Source organism: Mesorhizobium sp. DCY119 (assembly GCF_003590645.1).
Lineage (GTDB): Bacteria > Pseudomonadota > Alphaproteobacteria > Rhizobiales > Rhizobiaceae > Mesorhizobium_M.
The window spans coordinates 2707658-2730028 of record NZ_CP031834.1 but is presented as its reverse complement, the minus strand read 5'-3'; the positions used below and the strand labels follow the sequence as shown (position 1 = coordinate 2730028).

29 protein-coding genes and 1 pseudogene are annotated in these 22371 nt (G+C 59.9%); 14 read left to right on the top strand and 16 right to left on the bottom strand.

The genetic code is table 11. The annotated features are described in order from the left end of the window. Positions 1-29 precede the first annotated feature (29 nt). A complete protein-coding gene (gene aat, locus DZG07_RS13275; protein ID WP_119817734.1) occupies positions 30-647 on the top strand; it encodes a leucyl/phenylalanyl-tRNA--protein transferase in 618 nt (205 codons plus the stop codon). Here aat and DZG07_RS13270 read toward each other — a convergent pair. The 3 genes from DZG07_RS13270 to DZG07_RS13260 form a co-directional block, all read right to left on the bottom strand. Further along, positions 638-1048, bottom strand: a complete 411-nt coding sequence (locus DZG07_RS13270; protein ID WP_091913535.1) for a hypothetical protein — start codon at positions 1046-1048, stop codon at positions 638-640. The genes aat and DZG07_RS13270 overlap by 10 nt on opposite strands. A 64-nt stretch (positions 1049-1112) precedes the next feature. Further along, a complete protein-coding gene (locus DZG07_RS13265) occupies positions 1113-1673 on the bottom strand; it encodes a DUF2155 domain-containing protein (RefSeq protein ID WP_245429486.1) in 561 nt (186 codons plus the stop codon). A gap of 121 nt (positions 1674-1794) precedes the next feature. Then, entirely contained in the window at positions 1795-2193 is a 399-nt protein-coding gene (locus DZG07_RS13260; protein WP_091913725.1) for an NADH:ubiquinone oxidoreductase subunit NDUFA12, read from the bottom strand. Positions 2194-2361: 168 nt separating this feature from the next. Between DZG07_RS13260 and DZG07_RS13255 the strand changes: the two genes are divergently transcribed. Further along, positions 2362-2844 carry a hypothetical protein gene (locus DZG07_RS13255; RefSeq protein WP_119821703.1) on the top strand — a complete coding sequence of 161 codons (483 nt, stop codon included), beginning with the start codon at positions 2362-2364 and terminating at the stop codon, positions 2842-2844. Here the strand turns inward: DZG07_RS13255 and DZG07_RS13250 are convergent. The 3 genes from DZG07_RS13250 to gatB are packed head-to-tail and all read right to left on the bottom strand — an operon-like array spanning position 2828 to position 5299. Further along, complete coding sequence (locus tag DZG07_RS13250) at positions 2828-3298, bottom strand: GNAT family N-acetyltransferase (RefSeq protein WP_162931614.1); 471 nt, start codon at positions 3296-3298, stop codon at positions 2828-2830. The two genes, DZG07_RS13255 and DZG07_RS13250, sit on opposite strands and share 17 nt — an antisense overlap. Before the next feature lie 4 nt (positions 3299-3302). Continuing rightward, on the bottom strand, positions 3303-3794 hold the full coding sequence (locus DZG07_RS13245; RefSeq protein ID WP_119817731.1) for a GNAT family N-acetyltransferase: 492 nt from the start codon (positions 3792-3794) through the stop codon (positions 3303-3305). A gap of 2 nt (positions 3795-3796) precedes the next feature. Further along, positions 3797-5299 (bottom strand): Asp-tRNA(Asn)/Glu-tRNA(Gln) amidotransferase subunit GatB, encoded by a 1503-nt coding sequence (gene gatB / locus DZG07_RS13240; RefSeq protein ID WP_119817728.1) that lies wholly within the window; start codon positions 5297-5299, stop codon positions 3797-3799. 329 nt (positions 5300-5628) lie between these two features. Between gatB and DZG07_RS13235 the strand changes: the two genes are divergently transcribed. Beyond that, positions 5629-5886 (top strand): YjhX family toxin, encoded by a 258-nt coding sequence (locus DZG07_RS13235; RefSeq protein WP_091913530.1) that lies wholly within the window; start codon positions 5629-5631, stop codon positions 5884-5886. A 54-nt stretch (positions 5887-5940) separates the two neighbouring features. Here DZG07_RS13235 and DZG07_RS13230 read toward each other — a convergent pair whose 3' ends face one another. Then, entirely contained in the window at positions 5941-6372 is a 432-nt protein-coding gene (locus DZG07_RS13230; protein ID WP_091913529.1) for a CBS domain-containing protein, read from the bottom strand. Positions 6373-6508: 136 nt separating this feature from the next. After that, positions 6509-7243, bottom strand: coding sequence for a rhomboid family intramembrane serine protease (locus DZG07_RS13225; protein WP_091913528.1), 735 nt, complete (start codon positions 7241-7243; stop codon positions 6509-6511). 359 nt (positions 7244-7602) lie between these two features. Between DZG07_RS13225 and DZG07_RS13220 the strand changes: the two genes are divergently transcribed. The 3 genes from DZG07_RS13220 (at position 7603) to DZG07_RS13210 (ending at position 9832) form a co-directional block, all read left to right on the top strand. After that, entirely contained in the window at positions 7603-8241 is a 639-nt protein-coding gene (locus DZG07_RS13220; protein ID WP_091913527.1) for a PAS domain-containing protein, read from the top strand. A 115-nt stretch (positions 8242-8356) separates the two neighbouring features. Then, entirely contained in the window at positions 8357-8977 is a 621-nt protein-coding gene (locus tag DZG07_RS13215) for a PilZ domain-containing protein (protein WP_091913526.1), read from the top strand. 336 nt (positions 8978-9313) lie between these two features. Further along, complete coding sequence (locus tag DZG07_RS13210) at positions 9314-9832, top strand: transglutaminase-like cysteine peptidase (RefSeq protein WP_244537852.1); 519 nt, start codon at positions 9314-9316, stop codon at positions 9830-9832. 228 nt (positions 9833-10060) lie between these two features. On the opposite strand, the gene DZG07_RS13200 is transcribed toward DZG07_RS13210, so the two are convergent. Then, entirely contained in the window at positions 10061-10588 is a 528-nt protein-coding gene (locus tag DZG07_RS13200) for a gamma carbonic anhydrase family protein (protein WP_091913523.1), read from the bottom strand. A 174-nt stretch (positions 10589-10762) separates the two neighbouring features. On the opposite strand from DZG07_RS13200, the gene DZG07_RS13195 reads away from it, so the two are divergent. After that, on the top strand, positions 10763-11497 hold the full coding sequence (locus DZG07_RS13195; protein WP_119817722.1) for a hypothetical protein: 735 nt from the start codon (positions 10763-10765) through the stop codon (positions 11495-11497). Between the two features lie 78 nt (positions 11498-11575). On the opposite strand, the gene DZG07_RS13190 is transcribed toward DZG07_RS13195, so the two are convergent. Then, on the bottom strand, positions 11576-11779 hold the full coding sequence (locus tag DZG07_RS13190; protein WP_091913521.1) for a DUF3126 family protein: 204 nt from the start codon (positions 11777-11779) through the stop codon (positions 11576-11578). Between the two features lie 174 nt (positions 11780-11953). Next, on the bottom strand, positions 11954-12802 hold the full coding sequence (cysE, locus tag DZG07_RS13185; protein WP_091913520.1) for a serine O-acetyltransferase: 849 nt from the start codon (positions 12800-12802) through the stop codon (positions 11954-11956). A 424-nt stretch (positions 12803-13226) separates the two neighbouring features. Here cysE and DZG07_RS13180 point away from each other — a divergent pair, with 424 nt between their 5' ends. Beyond that, a complete protein-coding gene (locus tag DZG07_RS13180) occupies positions 13227-13601 on the top strand; it encodes an SPW repeat protein (protein WP_119821699.1) in 375 nt (124 codons plus the stop codon). 93 nt (positions 13602-13694) lie between these two features. On the opposite strand, the gene DZG07_RS13175 is transcribed toward DZG07_RS13180, so the two are convergent. The 3 genes from DZG07_RS13175 to DZG07_RS13165 are packed head-to-tail and all read right to left on the bottom strand — an operon-like array spanning position 13695 to position 15617. Beyond that, a complete protein-coding gene (locus DZG07_RS13175; RefSeq protein WP_119817719.1) occupies positions 13695-14465 on the bottom strand; it encodes an alpha/beta hydrolase in 771 nt (256 codons plus the stop codon). A 26-nt stretch (positions 14466-14491) separates the two neighbouring features. Further along, on the bottom strand, positions 14492-15010 hold the full coding sequence (locus DZG07_RS13170; protein ID WP_091913723.1) for a DUF192 domain-containing protein: 519 nt from the start codon (positions 15008-15010) through the stop codon (positions 14492-14494). 34 nt (positions 15011-15044) lie between these two features. Further along, complete coding sequence (locus tag DZG07_RS13165) at positions 15045-15617, bottom strand: cold-shock protein (RefSeq protein ID WP_312857820.1); 573 nt, start codon at positions 15615-15617, stop codon at positions 15045-15047. A gap of 238 nt (positions 15618-15855) precedes the next feature. Here DZG07_RS13165 and gloA point away from each other — a divergent pair. Beyond that, positions 15856-16294 (top strand): annotated as a pseudogene (gene gloA, locus DZG07_RS13160) (lactoylglutathione lyase). 112 nt (positions 16295-16406) lie between these two features. Continuing rightward, on the top strand, positions 16407-17939 hold the full coding sequence (locus DZG07_RS13155; RefSeq protein WP_091913511.1) for an acyl-CoA carboxylase subunit beta: 1533 nt from the start codon (positions 16407-16409) through the stop codon (positions 17937-17939). A gap of 40 nt (positions 17940-17979) precedes the next feature. On the opposite strand, the gene DZG07_RS13150 is transcribed toward DZG07_RS13155, so the two are convergent. Continuing rightward, the gene (locus tag DZG07_RS13150; RefSeq protein ID WP_091913509.1) at positions 17980-18159 is read right to left on the bottom strand and encodes a hypothetical protein; all 180 of its coding nucleotides are present in this window, start codon (positions 18157-18159) and stop codon (positions 17980-17982) included. 282 nt (positions 18160-18441) lie between these two features. Between DZG07_RS13150 and DZG07_RS13145 the strand changes: the two genes are divergently transcribed. The 4 genes from DZG07_RS13145 (at position 18442) to DZG07_RS13130 (ending at position 21883) form a co-directional block, all read left to right on the top strand. Continuing rightward, entirely contained in the window at positions 18442-19308 is an 867-nt protein-coding gene (locus tag DZG07_RS13145) for a protein-L-isoaspartate O-methyltransferase (RefSeq protein ID WP_119817714.1), read from the top strand. A gap of 192 nt (positions 19309-19500) precedes the next feature. Next, entirely contained in the window at positions 19501-20274 is a 774-nt protein-coding gene (locus tag DZG07_RS13140) for an amino acid ABC transporter substrate-binding protein (RefSeq protein WP_119817711.1), read from the top strand. A 164-nt stretch (positions 20275-20438) separates the two neighbouring features. Beyond that, positions 20439-21119: an amino acid ABC transporter permease gene (locus DZG07_RS13135; RefSeq protein WP_091913503.1), complete on the top strand. Its 681-nt coding sequence runs from the start codon at positions 20439-20441 to the stop codon at positions 21117-21119. Beyond that, positions 21116-21883, top strand: a complete 768-nt coding sequence (locus DZG07_RS13130; RefSeq protein WP_119817708.1) for an amino acid ABC transporter ATP-binding protein — start codon at positions 21116-21118, stop codon at positions 21881-21883. The genes DZG07_RS13135 and DZG07_RS13130 overlap by 4 nt, the downstream gene beginning before the upstream one ends. A gap of 46 nt (positions 21884-21929) precedes the next feature. Here DZG07_RS13130 and DZG07_RS13125 read toward each other — a convergent pair whose 3' ends face one another. After that, a complete protein-coding gene (locus DZG07_RS13125) occupies positions 21930-22178 on the bottom strand; it encodes a ParB N-terminal domain-containing protein (RefSeq protein ID WP_091913722.1) in 249 nt (82 codons plus the stop codon). Between the last annotated feature and the right edge of the window lie 193 nt (positions 22179-22371).

The following is a 22371-nucleotide window of genomic DNA, read 5'->3' as shown; positions in this document are numbered from 1 at the left end:
GCGCGTTTCTTTTATACTTGTGAGGCTTGATGACCCGTCCATATGCCCCCGGCTATCGCATACCGCCCGAGCTTTTGCTGAAGGCTTACGCGTCGGGCGTCTTCCCGATGGCCGAAAGCGCTTCGGACCCTGAAGTCTTCTGGGTCCGGCCGGAGACGCGGGGCGTCATCCCGCTCGATGCTTTCCACGTTCCCAAGAGCCTGCGCAAAGCGATTCGCCAGAACCGCTTCGACATTCGCTTCGACAGCGACTTTGCCGGCGTGATCGACGGTTGCGCCGAAGTTCGCGATGAGCGCCAGACGACATGGATAAACGCCCCGATTCGGGAGGCCTATATCAACCTGTTCGAGCGCGGCCATTGCCACTCGGTCGAAGCATGGCGCGACGACCGCCTTGTCGGCGGGCTCTACGGCGTCAGTCTTGGTCGCGTCTTTTTCGGAGAAAGCATGTTCTCCAAGGAAACGGACGCATCGAAAGTCTGCCTCGTGCATCTCGTTGAAAGGTTGAACGCGCGAGGCTTCGTCCTGCTCGACACCCAGTTCACCACCGAACATCTCAAGCGCTTCGGTGCAGTCGATGTGCCACGCGGCAGATACGAAAAGATGCTGGAAAAGGCATTGCGCGGCGAAGCCGTCTTCTATCCCTGACGATCCGATTTACCGGATTTCTTGGCTGCGTCCGACTTCTTGGCCTTAGCCTTTATCGGCGTCTGCGAATGGAACATCATCTTCCAGCCGTTGGTTCGGTGCACATATCCAGTGCTGACAAGCGCAGCATAGGGTTCACCATCTTCGCGGGTGGCATGCGCTTCATATGTAAGCATGACGATGTCGCTTCCCGGCTCGATAATGCCCTTGAGCTCGATCTCCAGCTTTCGCCAGCGCTTCGGATTGTCAGCGGTTTCCGCCAGGTCGGCGTTGCTCATCGCCTGGGCCATCCCGGGAAAGGCCACGAGGCATTCCCTGTCGGCATTGGCGGAAAAGAAATCGGAACCGCCCATCCAGAAGCCTCTCTCGATTTCGAGAAGCTCTTTCTCATTGGCCATCATTGGAAATGTCCTCCTAGCGGTTGCCCGAAAGACAACGCGCCGCGGAGAAGCCGGTTCCTGAGGATCAGTTGCTCTTGGCGGTATCGGGTGCAGGCACGTCCGATTTCGCCTTGCAGCTCTTCAGCCAGACGTCATAGACGGGATGTTCAACCGCGTTCAGGCCCGGGCTTTCGGCAAACATCCAGCCGGTGAAGATGCGGCGGATTTTCCGGTCGAGCGTGATCTCATCCACTTCGACAAACGAATCGGTCTTGGGCTCTTCGGCCTCGGGCCGCGAATAGCACACGCGCGGCGTCACCTGCAGGGCGCCGAACTGCACCGTCTCGTTGATGTAGACGTCGAACGATGTGATGCGGCCGGTGATCTTGTCGATGCCGGAAAACTCCGCGACCGGGTTTTTCATGCGCTCGACCTTCGGCGCGGGCTCCGGCTTGACCTCTTCGTCGGTCTCCGGCGCTTGCTGCTGGGGCTGGGCCGGCACATCGTCCAGCGGCATCTCATCGCCATCGAGCGGGAACTGCTCCTGCGCATAGGCCCGCAAAGGAACCGCAGCGATCATCATCGCCGAAAACACGAGGGCGCCGGTCAAGACTTTGCGCTGCAGAATTCGGCTGAAGATCGTCATATGGAAAATACCGGAAGTTGCGCCTGGGACAATTTCTCACCCACCAAGGCATATCGCTGCTTTGTCATCAACAAGCAGTTAACCAAGGAATGTGGCGAGAACATACCGGACCGGCGCACTCTTATGCGCCGGGCGTCCAGGCGTCGTAGTCGCCGGTAACCTGAGGGCGATGGCCGGTGCCAAGCACGGAGCCCTTCGGGCGATAGGCGGCCGAAGTTCCAGTGAGATTCGTCTGGTGCGGCTTCTGCCATTCGCGGGCCGTGTAGTTCTCCTGCGACGGCGGCGTGTCGACGCGATGATGCATCCAGCCGTGCCAGCCGGGCGGAATCTTGGAGGCTTCCGAGGTTCCACTATAGATCACCCAGCGGCGCGTGCGGCCTTCCGAATCGGTGCCGCCTTCGTAATAGACGTTGCCCCAATCGTCCTGGCCGACTTTCGTGCCGTAGCGCCAGGTATGAAGGCGTGTGCCGAGCGTCTGCCCGCTCCACCAGGTAAAAAACTGCAGGAAGAATTTCTTCATCGGATTCCTCGCGGCAAGCGCGTCGAACAATACGATGCCTTATGGCTTTCGCAGGCGCGAATGGCAAGAGTTTAGCTGCGAAACGGGCTGCTTTGCCCGCAATTGGCAAAGGCCGGCGCGCGGCATAGCATCGCGATACTCTGCAACCTCGCACTCGGGCGGAAGCTGATGGAATTCAAGCCTATCCTGGAAATGCTCAGCCTGTGTGTGACCATCATCGGTCTGCCGTTGGCGATTTTCATCTTCGTCTACGAGCAGCAAAAAGAACGCGCCAACGAGGAAGAGGAAATCTACCAGCTTCTCTCCGACGGCTACACCGACTTCCTGAAGCTGACCCTCGAACACCCGGACCTGAAGCTTCAATCGCGCACCGCCACGCCCAATCTCACCGAGGATCAGGTCGAGCGCATGCTGGCGATGTTTGCGATTCTGATCGCGCTGTTCGAGCGAGCCTATCTCGTCGCCTATGACGACGATCTGCCGCCGCGAAAACTCCGACGCTGGGCCTCGTGGGAAGACTTCATGCGCGAGTGGTGCCGGCGCGAGGATTTTCGGCTGGCGCTGCCCCAACTGCTGCCGGGCGAAGACCCGGAGTTTGCGGTCTATATTTCTCGGATAGCCAAAGAGGAAGCGGCTAAAGCTTCAGCTTGAAGCCGGCGTGGCTCTGTTCGAAGCCGAGCCGCTTGTAGAAGCGATGCGCATCGGTGCGCTTCAAACTGGAAGTCAGGTGAACGACGCTGGCGCCTGCCTGCCTGCCCTGCTCGATTGCGAACCGCATCATCTTCTCGCCAACACCCTGCCCGCGCATATCCTCGCGCGTCTGCACCGCCTCGATCCGCAAAGTGGTAGCGCCGCGACCAATCATGACCGTGATCCGCGTTGTCTGGAAGGTGCCTACAACTTCCCCGTCGAACTCGGCGACATAGAGCGTATCGTTGGGGCTAGCCTGAATCCGCTCGAAAGCCGCCTCGTAGAAGGGCAACGCCTCGAAGTCGGTTGTATCACCATGACCGCCGAGGATGTTGTCTGACGCAAAGAGCGCAGCGAGCGCCGGAATATCGACGCGGCGCGCGGGCCTTATCGACAGATTATCGATGTCGGCCATGGGCTTATCCGAGTTGTTTCTCGCAGTTGAAAATGACCAGCCCCGACGCATGGGTGGTCTTGTCCTCTTGCCTGTCGGCGATGACAAACCCGTTCGCGCGGTAGAAGGCTACGGCGCGGTGATTGTCCTCGACGACTTCGAGACGCAGCGTTTTTGCCTCTGGAAAGCTGTCTTCGATTTCCGCCAGCAACATTCTGCCGATGCCCAGCCGCTGCGATGCCGGACGGACGTAGAGTTGGTGGATCGTGACGATCTTCCCATCATCGCCCGCTTTGGCATAGGCCATGCCGCCCAGCATCTTGCCGTCATCGGCGACAAGGAACTCCGAGCGCGGGCGCTCCAGATTGGCCTTCAGCTTCGGCAGTGAATGCCACTCGTCGGTGATCTGCGTGACCCGCTCGGCCCCGTAGATCGCGTCATAGGTCGCGTGCCACGTCTCGACCAGCAGCGCGCGGACTGCTGCCAGATCGCGATCACTGGCGGTGCGGACGAACATGTTTACTCGACGATCCCGAGCTTAGCCTTGATCAGGTCATTCACGGCCTGAGGGTTGGCCTTGCCGCCCGTCGCCTTCATCACCTGACCGACGAACCACCCAGCCATGCTCGGCTTGGCGCGGGCCTGTTCTGCCTTGTCGGGGTTTGCCGCGATAACCTCATCCACCGCCTTTTCGATGGCGCCGGTGTCGGTCACCTGCTTCATGCCGCGGCTTTCGACCAGCGCGCGCGGGTCGCCGCCCTCGTTCCAGACGATCTCGAACAGGTCCTTGGCGATCTTGCCGGAGATGGTGCCTTCCTTGATCAGGTCGACGACAGCGCCGAGCTGATCAGGCGAAACCGGAGCGTTTTCAATATCCTTGCCGGCCTTGTTCAAAGCGCCCAGCAGATCGTTGATGACCCAGTTGGCAGCAAGCTTGCCGTCACGGCCGGCCGCCACCTTCTCGAAATAGTCAGCGATCGCCTTTTCGGAAACCAGGATCGAGGCGTCGTAGACGGAGAGGCCGAGGCTCGAGATCAGCCGCGCCTTCTTGTCGTCCGGCAGTTCCGGCAAGTCCTTCGCCAGTTCATCGACATAGGCCTGGTCGAATTCGAGCGGCAGCAGGTCCGGATCGGGGAAATAGCGGTAGTCATGCGCTTCTTCCTTGGAGCGCATGGACCGCGTCTCGCCCTTGTTCGGGTCGAACAGCCGGGTCTCCTGGTCGATCTTGCCGCCATCTTCCAGAATCGCGATCTGGCGGCGCGCCTCATAGTCGATGGCCTGGCCGACGAAACGGATCGAGTTGACGTTCTTGATCTCGCAGCGCGTGCCGAACTCGCCGCCCGGCTTGCGCACGGAGACGTTGACGTCGGCGCGCATCGAGCCCTCGTCCATGTTGCCGTCACAGGTGCCGAGATAGCGCACGATGGTCCGCAGCTTGGTGACATAGGCCTTGGCCTCGTCAGCCGAGCGCATGTCGGGCTTGGACACGATCTCCATCAGCGCCACGCCCGAGCGGTTGAGATCGACATAGGACATGGTCGGATGCTGGTCGTGGATCGACTTGCCAGCATCCTGTTCCAGATGCAGGCGCTCGATGCCGATTTCGACGTCCTCGAACTCGCCCTTGCGATCGGGTCCGACCGAAATCGTAATCTTGCCCTCGCCGACGATCGGCTGCTTGAACTGCGAAATCTGGTAGCCCTGCGGCAGGTCCGGATAAAAGTAGTTCTTACGGTCGAAGACCGATTTGTGATTGATCTGCGCCTTCAGCCCGAGCCCGGTGCGGATCGCCTGCTTGACGCATTCCTCGTTGATGACCGGCAGCATGCCGGGCATCGCCGCATCGACCAGGCTGACATTGGCATTCGGCTCTGCGCCGAACGAGGTCGAGGCGCCGGAGAACAGCTTTGCGTTGGAGGTCACTTGCGCATGCACTTCCAGGCCGATGATGATTTCCCAGTCGCCGGTGGCGCCGGGGATCAGGCGTTTCGGGTCGGGCGTGCGCGTGTCGATGAGGGTCATGGCGTTCCGGCTGGGCTATTCGTTGCAAAATAGGAATTTTGTTGAGCAACTAAATTCAACTGTTCGCTAGATCAATCGTTGCTCTGTTGCAACCATTCCCGTTCAAAGTGTGACGTTTGGCCAGCCTCGGCTGGCGCGAAAACCACGGCCGCGTTATATCCATCCCGTCCCGATGGAGTTTGGATGTCTACGTCAGCTCAGTCCCGCTGAAGCCCTGACCTTCCAAGGAAGGCAGGGCGTGAAAACCTGAAACCCCGTGCCGCAGAACCCTGCGGCGGCGGCTTTTTGTTTTGGCCATTACGGCCAGGTTTTCCGAAAGTTCTCCAAAAATGGACATATCGCGCAATGAACAGCGCATTCTGCATCTGCTCGCGCAGGGCGGACGCATTGAAGTCGAAAAAGACGACAGGAAACGCATCGAGCAAATCCAGTGCCTTACCCGCGACGGTTGGGCCTATCCGGATTTCGATCTCGGTATTTTCCGCAAGCTGAAACGGAAGAAGGCAATCGCCTCTTCCAATGGCGGCCCCTATCGCATCACGCGCCACGGGCTGAAGCTGGTCCGCCCCGAACTCGACAACAGATAGGTGCTGCTCTGGAACCCGCCGGCATATTCATGTGCCGGCGGCGATCCCGAGATCCTACGCCGTCGCTATATAGGCGCGTATTTCGTCGGCCTCGCGCTCGACGTCCTCGATACGCCGTTTGACCACGTCACCGATGGAAACAATGCCATCGAGCCTGCCGTTCTTTTCGACCGGCAAGTGGCGGAAGCGACCGCGCGTCATGATTTCCATGACTTCGTTGACCGTATGATGCTCGTTGCAGATATTGACCTTGGGCGTCATGACAGCCCGCACGGTCTGGTCGAGCGCTCCCACCCCCTCCTTGGCGAGAACCCGGACGATATCGCGCTCTGAAAGAATGCCGACGATCCTTTGATCGCCATTCGTGACGACCAGCGCGCCGATGCGGTGGTCGGCGAGTATTCGTACCGCTTCAGCCAGTTTCTCGTTCGGCCCGAGCGTGAAAACGTCATGGCCCTTCGCTTCGAGAATTGCCTTCACCGTCATGGCGTCCTCCTTTGCCAGTACAAAACCGGAACCGGCCCATACTCCTCCACATCGCGGCTCCAATGCCGTCATGGTGCGCTTGGATGGCCTTCATTTCAAGTGTGAAGCCGGTTTGGCGGGCGCTTAGACTTCGAGGTTACAGCGTCATCGTTCGTTGAGGGCGGTCAAAGAACTGGATTCCGAAAAAGCCGACGAGAAAGCCGCCGACATGGGCCTCCCAGGCGATGCGGTTAGCCATGTCAGGCCCAAAGCCGTAAATGCCGGTGACGAGATTGACGACCATCCAGACGACAAGGAATGTCATCACGGTGCGCGAGCGGAACACCAGCGACACCGGCAGGAGCGTGCCGGCAAAGGCGGGCTTTCCGGCAGAGCGGTCCACGCGGAAGCCGAAACGGGCAGCCGCCCCCATCATCCCTGCAATCGCGCCGGAAGCGCCGACCAGCGGCGCATTGTCCATAGAATGCAGGCTGTAATGCAGCGCGACCGCAGCGATGCTCGAAACCACCCAGAAAACAGAGAAGCGAAGCGCGCCGAGACGGTTCGCCAGCGGCGAGCCGAATGCCGCCAGCCACACCATGTTGATCAGCAGATGCGTGACGCTTCCATGCAGGAAGGAATAGGTGACCGGGCTGGTAAAGGCGTAGACGTCCAGATCGAACTGGCCCGAATAGCGGATTGGGATGAAGGCGCCGCGCAGGATCAGTTCGAAATCCTGGTCAGGCGTCAGCACATAAAGCCGCAGCAGATGGATGCCGACGCAGAGCGCGATGGCAGCGATGACGATGACGGGAAGATTGAAAACCGGCTCACGGCGCTCAGGTGCCGGTTCCGGCTCGGGGCTGCGCTCTTCCGGCAAGGCGTCATTCATGCTGGGTTCCAACTGCTGGGTCATGGAGACGCCTTTAGCGAAGAGCGGCGCGAATCACAAAAGAAAAGCCGCCCAAAGTTTCCCCTGGACGGCTGGTCGAGCCCCACGCTCTCCCAAAATCTTTGACTGAAGTGCTGCCGGTCACCTCGCGGCGACCACTTCTGGAGTGATTTCAAGGTGCCACAGGCCCGATTGGCGCGCAACGTAAACCAATTGTTAACCTTAACGCCCCCGATCGGTTAACAAGCCGACACCCGCACTGGCACGCAACCTGCTCCGCCCCGCATGTAGGCCATCGAACAACGCCTTTCTGTTCGCCGATGGAACATAACAGAACAGATCGCGCGGAGCGGAGCAGCATGAAACAGAACGGATCGATCGACCTGTTCCATTATTGGAACCGATTGCGAGACGGGCGTCCGGCACCGAAGCGGACCGAAATAGAACCCAGCGATATAAAGTCCCTCCTCGCTGACACCTTCATCCTTGAGAAAGACACGCGCGGCGAAGCGGTGTTCCGGCTCGCCGGCACGCGCCTCTGCGCCACCTATGGGCGCGAGCTGAAGGGATTTTCATTCCCGTCGCTTTGGCGCGAGAAGGACCAGCGCCTGATTGCGCGGCTGGCTTACGGCGTGTTCAAGGCAAAGTCCGTCGTGCTCGTGACCTTCGAAGGCCGCTCGAAAGGCGAACGCACCAACCCGTTCGAACTGCTGCTGCTGCCGCTCGATGGCGGCCTCGAACACCAGCGCTCGCTCGGCATCGTCACGCCTGCCGAAAAGCCCTACTGGCTCGGCACCGATCCGATCGTAGACTCGCTGATAGACTCGGTTCGCGTCATCGATCCTGATCGCGAGCCGATGTTCCTGAACAACCGCCCGGCAGTCACCGTCCCGTCGCTGGCGCCGAGCGACCGCACCTTCTCGGACCAGTCCCTCGCCATGAATGGGGCAAGACGCATCCGTCACCTTGTCGTATTCAAGGGCGGACGCGACGAATAGCTTAATTTCCGGCCATTCCGAGGCCGATAACTTACATGTTGTTAACCTGTGTGGCTGTATTTTTGACCGAAATCGTGCGTGTCTGCGCGAAATTTTGAACGGGACAGAGGCAGTCATGAGGTCAGCGGCGATCGACTACGCGCCGTCGGTTGCGGAAAAGCGCAATTTTCAGCGCGTCCGCGTGAAGATCTATGGCCGTTTCATGCTTGAGGATCGCACGGAGCATCCCTGCCAGGTCGTCGACATGTCGCCCGGCAATGTAGCACTGCGTTGCGACACGCTCGGCCGCCCCGGCGAAAAGATCATCGCCTATCTCGATCATATCGGCCGCATAGAAGGTGTTCTGACGCGCACGATGCGCGACGGCTTCGCCATGACCATCATCGCTTCCGAGCGCAAGAAGGACAAGCTCGCGGCCCAGCTCACCTGGCTTGCCAACAAGCACGAGCTCGACCTGCCGGAAGACCGCCGCCACGAGCGCGTCGCGCCGCGCAATCCGATGAGCTCGCTGCAGCTTCTCGACGGCCGCCAGTATCAGTGCCGCATCATAGATCTGTCGCTCTCGGGCGCCGCGATCGAGATCGACGTGAAACCGGCGCTCGGCGTGCAGGTCATACTCGGCACCATGCGCGGCCAGATCGTCCGCCATTTCGAAGACGGCGTCGCTATCGAGTTCGCGGTGATACAGCGGCCTGAGACGCTGGACGCCGAATTCAACAGCGCCGGCCAGCCCTGACCTGAGCCATCCTAAATTCGAACCTACCAAAAGACCGGCCATTGGCCGGTCTTTTTCGTTGTTGGCGCGATTTTCGCCGCCGCCTCGAATTCGATAAAATTTTAATCGAATTTGATTTTCATTTTATACTTATTCTATTTGAATTTGATTTCAATTTACGAGCGTTTTTACTCAAGATGTACTTCGGAGTTTTGCGTCAAATAAATCCGCATCTGTCAATGTGTCCTCAAACGGGGATAGGCCACAATGACAAAAACAAAATGGGTTTCGGTTCTTTTCGCAGCAGTGGTTGGACTGGTCGGGCTTTCGATCGAGGCGAAGGCGGCAGAGCTGTTCATGCAGGTTGGCGGCCGCACGACGCAGCCGGTTGGGCATTATGAGTTCTGCCAGCGCCTGCCTGTCGAATGCAATCAGAAGACATCCAAGCAGGCGCCGGTCGAACTGACGCGCAAGCTCTGGGCGGCGATCGTCGACATCAACAATGCGGTCAACGTTTCGGTCAAGCCGATGACCGACATGGAAATCTACGGCCAGGAAGAATACTGGGCATACCCGGATAACGGCGCCGGCGACTGCGAGGATTATGCGCTGGAGAAGCGCCGCCGCCTGATGGCGCTGGGCGTGCCGGCCGGCAACCTGCTGATAACGGTTGCGCGTCAGCCCAATGGTGACGGCCACGCGGTGCTGACCGTGCGCACCAGCATGGGCGAGTTCATCCTCGACAACCTCGAATCCCGCGTCCTTGCGTGGACCGACACCGAATACACCTATCTGAAGCGCCAGTCCGACCGCAATTCCGGCGTCTGGGTGCAGATCAACGACGGCCGCGCCGATGCGGTGGCCAGCGTTCGCTAAACAGATCTAAGCATGTCGCGCAAAAGTGTGCAGCGGTTTTGCGATAACGACATGCGTAAAAACAAAGAGATAAAGCGCGAGAAAGCGAATCTGAAAGATCGCGACGCGCTTTAGCGAGAAAACCCGGTCGAGTCCCCACCCTCCCCGTCCCCAACGACCGGGTTCAAGGAGCCGGCCCAATCCCCGGGCCGGCTCCGCCTTTTTCGGGCGGAGCATTTTTTCAGGATTTTAGATCTTCGTCAGGCCGGCTTTAAAGCGTCTGCCGTTCGCCACGTAGTGCGCGGCTGACAGGCGCAGCCGCTCGACCGCGGCATCGTCCAGCGTCCTGATCGCCTTGGCAGGCGAGCCGACGATCAGCGAATTGTCGGGAAATTCCTTGCCTTCCGTCACCAGCGCGCCGGCGCCGACAAGGCTGTTCTTGCCGATGCGCGCGCCGTTGAGAACGATCGCGCCCATTCCGATCAGGCTGTTGTCGCCGATCGTGCAGCCATGCAGCATCGCCCGGTGGCCGATCGTGCAGCCACTCCCGATGGTCAGCGGAAAGCCGACATCGGTATGCATCACCGTATGTTCCTGGATATTGGTGTCGGCGCCAATGACGATGGGGTCGTTGTCGCCGCGGATCACCGTGCCGAACCAGATGCCGGCATTTCGCCCGATCCGCACCTTTCCGATAATCGTCGCATCAGGCGCGATCCAGTTGCTGTCCTGGTCGTCGAATTCGGGCTGCGTTCCATCCAGTTCATAAAGCGGCATTCATTATCCTCCATTGCCGGCGCACACTAAAATGCCGGTCAGCGACCGCGCAAGACCGGCAATCTTTACCAGCCGTTTACCATGAAATTGCAAGAGTAGCCGTTATCGACGGCATCATGCGCGCGCGATTCAGCCTTACCTGCAAACGCGCACCCGCATATGGGGAAATGCACCATGAGACAGAGTACGGCATCGCCGGCGGAGGACACGATCACGGCGATCGATTCCTCGCTGATGCTGAAGGTCTTTTATGCCTTCGCGGCACTGGCCCTGCTGTCAGCGGTGCTCAGCTTCGGTGGAAAATGGTTCGGCCGCTCGATCGCGATGGCTGGCCACACCGACGACGCCACGCTCCATGAAATCGTCATCGGCAACAATGTCATCTCGGTTCCGGCGAATGCCATCCGCTTCGAACGCGCCCGGCGCGACGGCATTGCCTCGCGGCTCGACCTCTATCTGCGCTGGCCGGACATGGAAGGCTATTCGGAGACGGCTCGCGACGATTTCAACAATGCGGACGGCACCAAACGCATCCTGTTCCTCACCTTCGAGGAAAGCATGATGTCGCGCGACATGAGCGGCCGTTTCGCGCCGATCTACCGCTCGCTCATCGAACAGCCCGGAAAGCCGGGCCCCCATGGCGTAACGCTCTACGATTTCACTGAAAAATCCGGCTATCTGAACGAGGTTCTCGCAGTAGCCGCACGCGCTGGCCAGGAACCATTCGTCGCCCGCTGCCTGACCGGGCCAAGTGCAGAAGAATCGCTGGCGCCTTGCGAGCGTGACATCCAGCTGGGCGATAATCTCAGCCTCACATACCGCTTCCCGCGGGAATTGCTGGCCGACTGGCCCCGGCTGGAGGCTAGCGTGACCGCCAAAGCGGCCCGCATTCTCAAAACCGGCCGTTGAAACCGGCCGATCTTGCTTGGTTGAGCTTCAGGTCAAGCGGGCATTCGCAGGCCGCCCTCGCCTGAATATCAGCACACCTTAGTTCAGGTCGATGTCCAGGATCGCCATCGAGAAATTGTAATCGCCGTCGTCTTCGTCCTTGAAGACGATGCCGAGGAACTCGTCGCCGACATAGACTTCGGCAGAGTCATCCTTGCGCGGACGCGCCTTTACCTGCAACTGCGGATTCTGGAACGTGCGCTTGAAAAAGGCGTCGAGTTTTCTGATTTCTTCCGGCTTCAAAACTTTTCTCCCGGTGGCGGGTGGATAGATGGAACGCGCTTCTGGCACGTCAAGGATGGCGGTGTAAAGGCAACGCCGACATAATGCCCAAGAGAGCTGCGCCGAACAACGCCGACGCGACAACAACCACGTTGGCCGCCTGCGCCCGACAGCGTAGCGTTCGCGAACGGTCTCTTAGATATCGAAGCTGACGACGTGATCCATGATCTGCGACGGCAGGAACTGGTCCATCTGCCGCGAAGGCTGGTCGCATCCCGTCTCGCCAACCACACGGGCCGGCACACCGGCAACCGTCTTGTTGTGCGGCACCGGCGAAAGCACGACCGATCCGGCCGCGATCTTGGAGCAATGGCCGACCTCGATATTGCCGAGGATCTTTGCACCCGCGCCAATCAGCACGCCGTAACGGATCTTCGGATGACGGTCGCCGCCGGCCTTGCCGGTGCCGCCCAGGGTCACGCCATGCAGGATCGAAACGTCGTCCTCGATGAGCGCCGTCTCGCCAACGACGAGGCCGGTCGCGTGATCGATGAAGATACCCTTGCCCATCCGGGAAGCCGGATGAATGTCGGTCTGGAACACCGAGGAAGACCGGCTCTGCAGGTAGAGCGCGAAATCCCTGCGGCCGCGGTTCCACAGCCAGTGCGCAAGACGGTGGGTCTGGATCGCGTGAAAGCCCTTGAAATAGAGGATCGGCATCAGGAACCGGTCGCAAGCCGGATCGCGGTCGTAATAGGCCTGGATGTCAACGCGCACCGTCGAGGCCCAATCGGTATTTTCGCGCAGCATCGACTTGAAGGTCTGGCGGATCAGGTCAGCGCCGACGTCCTGATGATCGAGACGCTCGGCGAGACGATGAATGACCGCATCCTCCAGACTGTCCTGATTGAGGATCGTCGAATAGAGGAAGGCCGAAAGCAAAGGATCGCGCGATACGGCTTCCATGGCTTCGTCGCGGACCGAATTCCATATCGGATCGATCGGTTGAAGCGTGCTCGCGCGCGCTGCGCTGGTGATCGTCATCTGCGGTCTCCGTTGCCGCTCATCGTCTGTATTGCGGCACGTATAGTCCAAACATTAGCATGTTTGAACTCAATTTTCCTTATCACATTGTCAAATGGATTGGCTTGGTCCTGTTTCAAGCTGCAATGGAAAACAATCCCTTCATACGGCGCGCCGAAGCAACTTATACGTTCAGCTGTTGGCTCACCCATGACCATTCGACAATTCGTGGCGATTTGTAATGCCGTTCAGCCATATTGAGCAAGGTCGTTACCCGGTTCGCCAGCGATCGATCCAGCGAAATCCTTGCTTTTACAGGCCTTTTTTGAGATAATAACTGCAGTGCGTACGAACGCTCGGCTGAGGAGTTCGATGAGGAATAGCGCACAAAATCCTCACGGGTGTTTGAGCTACGCTCAAAACTAGCCTTATGAGGAGTCTCGTTATGGCAACACTTAACAGAATGAGTTCCTGGCAGTTTCTCGAGCACCGGCGATGGGAGGATATCCTGTCGATGCTGCTCGGTGCTGCGATACTGGGAACGGCAATGTTCGGCAACGTAACCGGCAACACGACAATGGTCGCGGCCACCGCATTGGTGGGTGCTGCAATCGTGGTGCTGGGAGGTCTCGAGCAGATGTACCTGCGCCGCTGGGAGGAATTCCTGGCGTTCTTCTGTGGCGTCTGGGTAATAGCTTCGCCATTCACCTTCAACTATGGAGCACCGTTGCGCACCTGGCACATCGTGCTTGGCGCCGCCGTGGCAGCGCTTGCGATTCTGGAACTCTGGCAGGACCGCAACCGCAGGCTTGACGCCTGAACAACAAGCTGGGGGCTTGAAGATTGCGCCGCCGGGTCACTCCGGCGGCGCAGTCACGTGAGGGTCACTGTATTCGTCTCGGCCGATACACGATCAGAGCGGGTTGTCTTGCAGGAATTCCAGCACGCGCGCCTTGAAGGTGCGGTCGCCGACGGCGAGCATATGGTCCCTGCCCTCGATATCGAAGGCTTCCGCATTCGGCATGATCGCCGCGAGCTTCTGCGCCGAACCGCCGATGTCGTCCCTGGTGCCGACGGCGACAAGCGTCGGCTGCATGATGCGGCCGAGTTCCGCCTCGCTCAACAGCGTGCGCGAGGTCTCGATGCAGGCTGCAAGCGCTGCGCGGTCACTCTTGGTCTGGTCGGCGAATGTTCGGAACGTCTTGGCGCGCGGATGGGTGATCTGATCCGGATCGGGTGCCAGCAACGCTTCCGCGATCGGGTCCCAATCGCCGACGCCATCGACCATGCCATAGCCGAGCCCGCCGAAAACCAGCGTCGCCACCTTGTCCGGCTCCGCCAGCGCCAGGAACGCCGAAACGCGCGCGCCCATCGAATAGCCCATGATGTGAGCCCGTTCGATGCCGAGATGGTCGAGCAGTGCGGCCGCGTCACCAGCCATCTTCTCCGGCGTATAATCGGCCGGATCATAGCTTTTCGTGGAAAGTCCGTGCCCGCGATGGTCGAAGGCGATGGCGCGGTATCCGGCTTCGGTCAGCGTCTTCACCCAGCCGGGCGAAACCCAGTTGACGATGTGGCTGGAGGCAAAACCGTGAATGAGAAGGATCGGATCGCCCGCGCCCTGCTGCGGCTCACGGTCGAGGAAGGCGAGTTCGAAGCCTTCATGGTCGAAAAACTGCGTCACGGCCTGTCTGCTCCCGAAGAAACGTCCTACCCGGGATTGGCCGAGCCGGAAACCTTGCTGATGGCAGGATGGCGAACCACATCGCCATCCGCGATGCCAGCCTTTTCAGCCGTTCCAGCCTTCAATTCAAGCACGAAACGCACCGGTTCATCCGGCGCGATCAGAGCCTCCGAGAACGGCTCGCCACGACGGATCGCCTTGATCTTCCCGTCCTGACCGATAAAGACCAGATCGAGCGGCATGGGCGTGTTCTTCATCCAAAAGCCCACCTCGCGGGTCTGGTCGAAAACGAAAAGCATGCCGTGATCGTCGGGCATCTCCTCGCGGAACATCAGACCGGCCGAGCGCTCCTTGTCATCGTCGGCGATTTCGATCCTGAAGGGCTGTTCGCCCTTGGCGGTCGCCACGACCAGCGGTGCCTGCTCGACCGGCAGGATCATCGCCCTGCCGTCGGCTATCGACGAGCCTGGCAAGGCGAAATAGGTGAAAATGCTGATTATGGCGGCGAAAATCGCGCCGGTGGCAAACCAAGTCTTTCGAGCCATCATGATCCCTGTCTGGTCGGGGCCGGGATCGCGCCTAGTGCGAAACCGGCAAGGTCCCGATATCAGGGTGAATTTCGGCAGCCATAAGGCCCTTGTCGCCACGGCCGAAGCGAACCAGCACCACCTGGCCCGGACGCAACTCCGTCAGGCCGTAGCGGCGCAGCGTCTCCATATGGACGAAAATGTCCTCGGTGCCCTCGCCGCGCGTCAGGAAGCCAAAGCCCTTGGTGCGGTTGAACCATTTCACCAAAGCGCGCTCGAGCCCGCTTTCGGCGGTGACGGCGACATGGGTTCGCTGTTCCTGCATCTCGGCCGGGTGAATGGCCGTTGAATTGTCCATGGAAAGCACGCGGAAAGCCTGCAGCCCCCGCTCGCCCTGCCTGACGAGGCAGACAACGCGTGCGCCCTCGAGCGCAGTCTGGAAACCGTCGCGGCGCAGGCACGTAACGTGAAGGAGAATATCGGAAGCGCCGTCATCGGGCAGGATGAAGCCGTAACCCTTGGCCACATCGAACCATTTGATGGCTCCGGAGATCTCAGTCAGATCAGCTGCCTCGCCGATCTCGTCACGGTTCAAGGCATCATCCCCGATCAAGTCCCGCCTCATGAAAGAGGCCCTGTCCCCCATTCGACCGCACCTTTTCCTGACTAAAGACACAACTGATTCTTGCAACCAGAATAACACTGCGTGTTCCGGTCTATGCAATACCCGCTTTGCCTTTTTTCACCGTTTCAGCCGTTCCAATACTGCCAATCATCTTTCCACGCACCTTGCACGCCCTTGAAGGTTGCCGAAAAGGGGTGGCGCGCCCTATGTTCCCGCGCCCAACCCGAGGAAAGAACACATGCGCTATCTCCACACAATGGTCCGCGTCGCCGACGTCGATGTCTCGCTCGATTTCTATTGCAACAAGCTCGGCTTGGTCGAAGTCCGGCGCCATGAAAACAAGGAAGCGCGCTTCACGCTGATCTTCCTGGCCGCCCCGAAGACGAGCATGCCGGCATCACCGCAAAGGCACCGCTGATCGAGCTCACCTACAACTGGGATCCGGAAGAGTATAAGGGCGGGCGCAATTTCGGCCATCTCGCCTACGAGGTCGACGACATCTACGTCACCTGCCAGCGCCTCATGGACAAGGGCGTGACCATCAACCGCCCGCCGCGCGATGGCAACATGGCCTTCATCAAGTCGCCGGACGGCATCTCGATCGAACTTCTCCAGAAAGGCCCGCCAAGGAAAAAGTCGAGCCCTGGGTCTCGATGAGCAACACCGGCACCTGGTAGTACGATCTCACGCACATCCGGTTAGCGCGGCTCGGGCAGACCCGATATTTGCGCTCGTCGGCTGTCGTGCTAACACCGCTGGCAAAACAGTTACCCCGGGGAAACATTCGTCATGAAAGATGTGCTGAAGGAACTTGAGCGCCGCCGCGAAATGGCTCGCGCCGGCGGCGGCCCGGCTCGCATCGCAGCCCAGCACAAGAAGGGCAAGCTTACCGCCCGCGAACGTATCGAGATTTTCCTCGACGAAGGCTCGTTCGAGGAGTTCGACATGTATGTCGAGCATCGCTCGACCGATTTCGGCATGGAAGGCACCAAGATCGCCGGCGACGGCGTCGTCACCGGCTGGGGCACGGTCAACGGCCGGCCGGTCTATCTCTTCGCCAAGGATTTTACCGTTTTCGGCGGCTCGCTGTCCGAGGCGCATGCCGAGAAGGTGCATAAGGTGCAGGACATGGCCCTGCGCAACCGCGCGCCGATCATCGGCCTCTACGATGCCGGCGGCGCGCGCATCCAGGAAGGTGTCGCCGCCCTCGGCGGCTATGCCGAAATCTTCCAGCGCAACGTGCTGGCCTCGGGCGTCATCCCGCAAATCTCCGTCATCATGGGCCCATGCGCGGGCGGCGACGTCTATTCGCCGGCCATGACCGACTTCATCTTCATGGTGCGCGACACGTCCTACATGTTCGTCACCGGCCCTGATGTTGTGAAGACCGTCACCAACGAAACGGTGACGGCCGAAAGCCTCGGCGGCGCCTCCATCCACACGACGAAATCCTCGATCGCCGATGGCGCATACGACAACGATGTCGAGACGCTGCTGCAGATGCGCCGCTTGGTCGATTTCCTGCCGGCCTCCAACACCGCCGAGCTGCCGGAGATCGAGTGCTTCCAGTCGGTCACCGACCACGATCTGTCGCTCGACCGGCTGATCCCGGACAACGCCAACAAGCCCTACGACATCAAGGAACTGATCCTTAAGACCGCCGATGAAGGCGATTTCTTCGAGATACAGCCGAGCTTTGCCAAGAATATCGTCACTGGTTTCGGCCGTATCGAAGGCCGTACCGTCGGTTTCGTCGCCAATCAACCGATGGTTCTGGCCGGCGTGCTGGATTCGGATGCCAGCCGCAAGGCAGCGCGCTTCGTTCGCTTCTGCGACTGCTTCAACATCCCGATCGTCACCTTCGTCGACGTGCCCGGCTTCCTGCCCGGCACGGCGCAGGAATATGGCGGGTTGATCAAGCACGGTGCCAAGCTGCTGTTTGCCTATGCCGAAGCGACCGTGCCAAAAATCACCGTCATCACGCGAAAAGCCTATGGCGGTGCGTATGACGTCATGGCCTCGAAACATCTGCGCGGCGACATGAACTATGCCTGGCCGACAGCGCAGATCGCGGTCATGGGCGCCAAGGGCGCGGTCGAGATCATCTATCGCAAGGATATCGGCGACGCCGAGAAAATCGCAGCCCACACAAAGGCTTACGAGGATCGTTTCCTGTCGCCCTTCGTTGCCGCCGAGCGCGGCTATATCGATGAGGTGATCATGCCGCATTCGACACGCCGGCGTGTCGCGCGCGCGCTGCGCATGCTGCGCAACAAGGATTTGCAGAATCCCTGGAAGAAGCACGACAACATCCCGCTGTGAGGCTCCGCCTCACGGTGATCTGTCGTGGTTTGACCCGTCGTTACGCGCTGAGTTGCACGACGTCGTTGTATTCGTCGAGATCGACGTAGAACAACCTCGTGATCTCGGCGATAAGGTCTTCATTGCGATAGCCGCGCGACCGCAGAATGTTGACCGCCGTGAGGATATCCACACGTTCGGTCAGGCGCGGCTTCAGACTATCTTCGATAACGTGCTGCATCCGGCTTTCCCCTTGCCCGATTGTCAAAACACAAGGAACAGCAACAAACTTGAATGTAGACAGTGAGCGCGCTTGCTTGCGCCAGCCTTGCGGCCTCGCTTTGCACGCACTCGAACACCTGATTCACTCTGACGATGATTGGCCGACTCACCCAAGCCAATGGAAGAATAACACAGCAAAATCAGTGTACAGCATTCAACTTGTCGAGCTTTCATACAGGGTTCGGCGTTGACGCGCCGCCGGTCTGCCTGCGTAATATCATTCGCGAGGAGACAGGCAGGCATGCGAAAAGGCAGGGATCTCGATGAAGTGCGGGCCTTCTACGCCAGCTTGATGTTTGCCGCGAGCAATTCCAGCGACCCGAGGCTGGAGCGGGTGTTCGAACTGGTGCCGCGCGAAGCCTTTATGCCGCCCGGACCGTGGAAGATCATGGTGAACCACCGCCATTATGTCCAAACGCCCAGCGCCGACCCCATCTACCTCTATCAGAATGCGCTCGTCGCACTCGATGCGGACAAGGGCATCAACAATGGCGAGCCCTATCTGCACGCAGCATGGTTAGGTGCGGTTGCGCTCCAGCCCGGCGAAACCGTCTGTCACATAGGCACCGGCACCGGCTACTACACCGCCATGATGTCGGTGCTGGTTCTGCCGGGCGGAAAGGTCGAGGCGTTCGAACTCGAACCCGACCTTGCGCGCCAGGCACGCCAAAATCTGGAACCTTTCGAGAATGCGTCCGTCATCGTGGGAGACGCCACGGTCCTTCCGATCCCGCAATGCGACCTGATCTACGTCAACGCCGGTGTCGCCTGCCCGCCACCGTCCTGGTTGCAGGCGTTGCGTCCCGATGGGCGCATGATCTTTCCATGGCGGCCGGCCGACGAGGTCGGCGTTGCGCTTTTGGTCCGGCGCGCGGCCACCGGCTTCTCAGTAAAACCGTTGATGCCGTCCTGGTTCATTCCCTGCGTCGGCGCTTCGAGCACGGAAGGCTGCACAAAGGTACCAGGCAAGCGGGAAGCGGCCCGAACGCGCTCGCTTTGGCTGACTGCCGACAAGGCGCCTGACGAAACCGCCACGGCCATCTATCGTGATGTCTGGTTCTCGTCAGCCGAACTGCCGGTCAAGCCGACGGAGTCCAGGGTCACGTAATTTTCGCATGGGTCAAATGCGATCAGATTTCACGCAATATGATTTCATATAAGTGCAAGTCTCAGGATCAGGATTTTACAAATCCCGTTCCTTGGAAAAATATTCGCGTTCCATTCGTGCTATCGTTCTGACAGTCTGCAGGTTCTTCGCAATTGACCGGCCATGAGCCGGGAAACTTCAGGATCAAACACCATGAAATGGTTGAACACGCTGCTCGTCGCCGGTGCCTTGCAGCTTCTGGCGCTCGCTCCCGGCCATGCCGGCTCCAACCTTGAACAGGTCAAGAGCGCAGGCGTCTTCAAGATCGGCACCGAGGGCACCTACGCGCCCTTCACCTATCATGACACCGCGGGCAAGCTTGTCGGCTTCGACGTGGAAATCGGCGAAGAGATCGCCAAGCGTCTCGGCGTGAAGGCCGAATTCCTCGAAGGCCGCTGGGACGGGCTGATCGCCGGCCTAGACGCCAACCGTTATGACGCCGTCATCAATCAGGTCGGCATCACCGACGCACGCAAGCAGAAATACGATTTCTCCGAGCCTTACATCGCCTCCAAGGCAGCACTGATCGTGCGCGGCGACAATGAGGACATCAAGACGTTTGCCGATCTCAAGGGCAAGAAGTCGGCGCAGTCGCTGACCAGCAATTTCGGCAAGCTCGCCGAGGCATCGGGTGCCGCTTTGGTCGGCACAGACGGCTTCGACCAGTCGATCCAGCTCGTGCTCAACGGTCGCGCTGACGCCACCATCAACGACAGCCTGTCCTTCCTCGACTTCAAGAAGCACAAGCCCGACGCCAACGTGAAAATCGCCGCGACCGAGGACAAGGCCGACTATTCCGGCGTCATCATCCGCAAGGGCGAGCCCGAACTGCTCGAGGCCATCAATGCGGCGCTGAAGGAAATCCAGTCGGACGGCACCTACCAGAAAATCTCCGACAAATACTTTGGACAGGACGTTTCGAAGTAGTCGCATCGCATGCAATGAGGCGGATCGGCCGGCAGGCCGGTCCGCCTTTCATTTTGCGCATGATCTTTTGCGAAAAACCTGCAACCTTTCCCGATAATTAGATCATATCCGCGAGCCGCACCTTGGCTCCTGAGAAATTTAAGTAGGGACCGGAGGAACATACCTTGCCCCACTGGCTTCAATTGATGCTGGATTCGCTCGGGCCGCTTCTATGGGCGGCTGTCGTGTTTTCGGCCCCGCTCACGCTCTTGTCCTTTGCGCTTGGCCTCACGCTCGGGCTGATCGTGGCCATCATCCGGCTCTTCGGCCCCGCACCGCTTGTCGCGATCGTGCGCTTCTATGTCTGGATCATCCGCGGCACGCCGCTTCTGGTACAGCTTTTCCTGATCTTCTACGGCCTGCCCAGCGTCGGCATCGTGCTCGATGCCTTCCCCGCCGCCTTGATCGGCTTCACCCTGAATGTCGGCGCATATACTTCCGAGATCATCCGCGCCGTCATAGGCTCGGTGCCGAAGGGCCAGTGGGAAGCGGCCTATTCGATCGGCATGACATGGTCGCAGGCCATGCGCCGCACCATCCTGCCGCAGGCGGCCCGCGTGGCCGTACCGCCGCTGTCGAACACCTTCATTTCGCTGGTCAAGGACACGTCGCTTGCCGCGGCCATCACCGTGCCCGAACTGTTCCAGGCCGCGCAGCGCATCGTCGCCACCACATACGAACCGCTGATCCTCTATGTCGAGGCAGCACTCATCTATCTGGCGCTGAGCTCGATCCTGTCACAGCTTCAGGTCCGGCTTGAACACCGCCTCGGGCGTTATGGCGGCTTTATCGAGGCACGGTCATGATCGGTCTGGAAAACATCGAAAAGCAGTTCGGCGACCTGATGGTCCTCAAGGGCGTCTCCGTCGCCATCAAGGAAGGCACGGTGACCGCGCTCGTCGGCCCGTCGGGCGGCGGCAAGAGCACGCTTCTGCGCTGCATCAACCTTCTGGAAATCCCGACTTCAGGCGCAGTGCGCATCGGCAACGACCGGCTGGAGTTCCGTCCCGGCCAGAAGGTCGCAACCGCCGCGATCCAGCGCCTGCGCCGCCAGACCGGCATGGTGTTCCAGAATTTCCAGCTTTTCCCGCATCGCACAGCGATCGAAAACGTCATGGAAGGTCTCACCACCGTGCTCAAATGGCCGGAGGCCAAGGCGCGCGAGCGGGCTGCGGCACTGCTCGAAAAGGTCGGCATGGCCCACAAGGCCGATGCATGGCCGGCAACGCTTTCGGGCGGCCAGCAGCAGCGCGTCGCGATTGCGCGCGCGCTGGCGCCCTCGCCCAAGGTTCTGCTGTGCGATGAGCCGACATCGGCGCTCGACCCCGAACTCGCACAGGAAGTGGTGGATGTTCTGAGCGATCTCGCCAGGGAGGGCACGACGATGGTCATGGCCACGCACGACCTTCGTCTTGCCTCATCCATCGCCAACGAAGTCGTGTTTCTGGATGCCGGCGTGGTCGTCGAAACCGGCCCGGCGCGCGAGGTCTTCGACAATCCGCAGCGCGAGCGCACCAAGCGCTTCATCACCACGCTGACGCAGGAGGTGGCAAAGGGCCATCACGGCTGAGATCTAGGAGACCTTTTCAGAATTCGCTCCGGCGAGGCAAAGGTCTCTAGTGCCGCTTGGCTTGCACGATGTAGCCATCGATCGTCGTCTCGCCGAGCCATTTCACGGCTTCGAGCCGGTGCAGCCCTTCGATGAGCACATAGCGCTTGCCGTCGAAGCGCACCTGTATCGGCGTCTGCTGGCCGTTTTCGACGATGCTCTCGGCAATCACCCGAACAGTGTCCGGATGCAGCGTCTTGCGGCGCTCCGTCGGCACATAGATCTGGCTGATCGGGATTTTCTGCGGTCTGAGCATTTTCTGCCTGTTGGGGCAAAGCGCCCTGCCCAACATGAATAAAGGCTTTGCGCGCAATGTCCATGTGGGCGGGCACCAAGTCCCAGATAGCTGGCTCGACCGGGCGCGATCGTGACGCCGCGCTCCGGTCGAGCGCCTTCCCCTCGAAGGCAACGACTTTGGGATGAAAATCCCGAAACTGGTATGCGAGCCC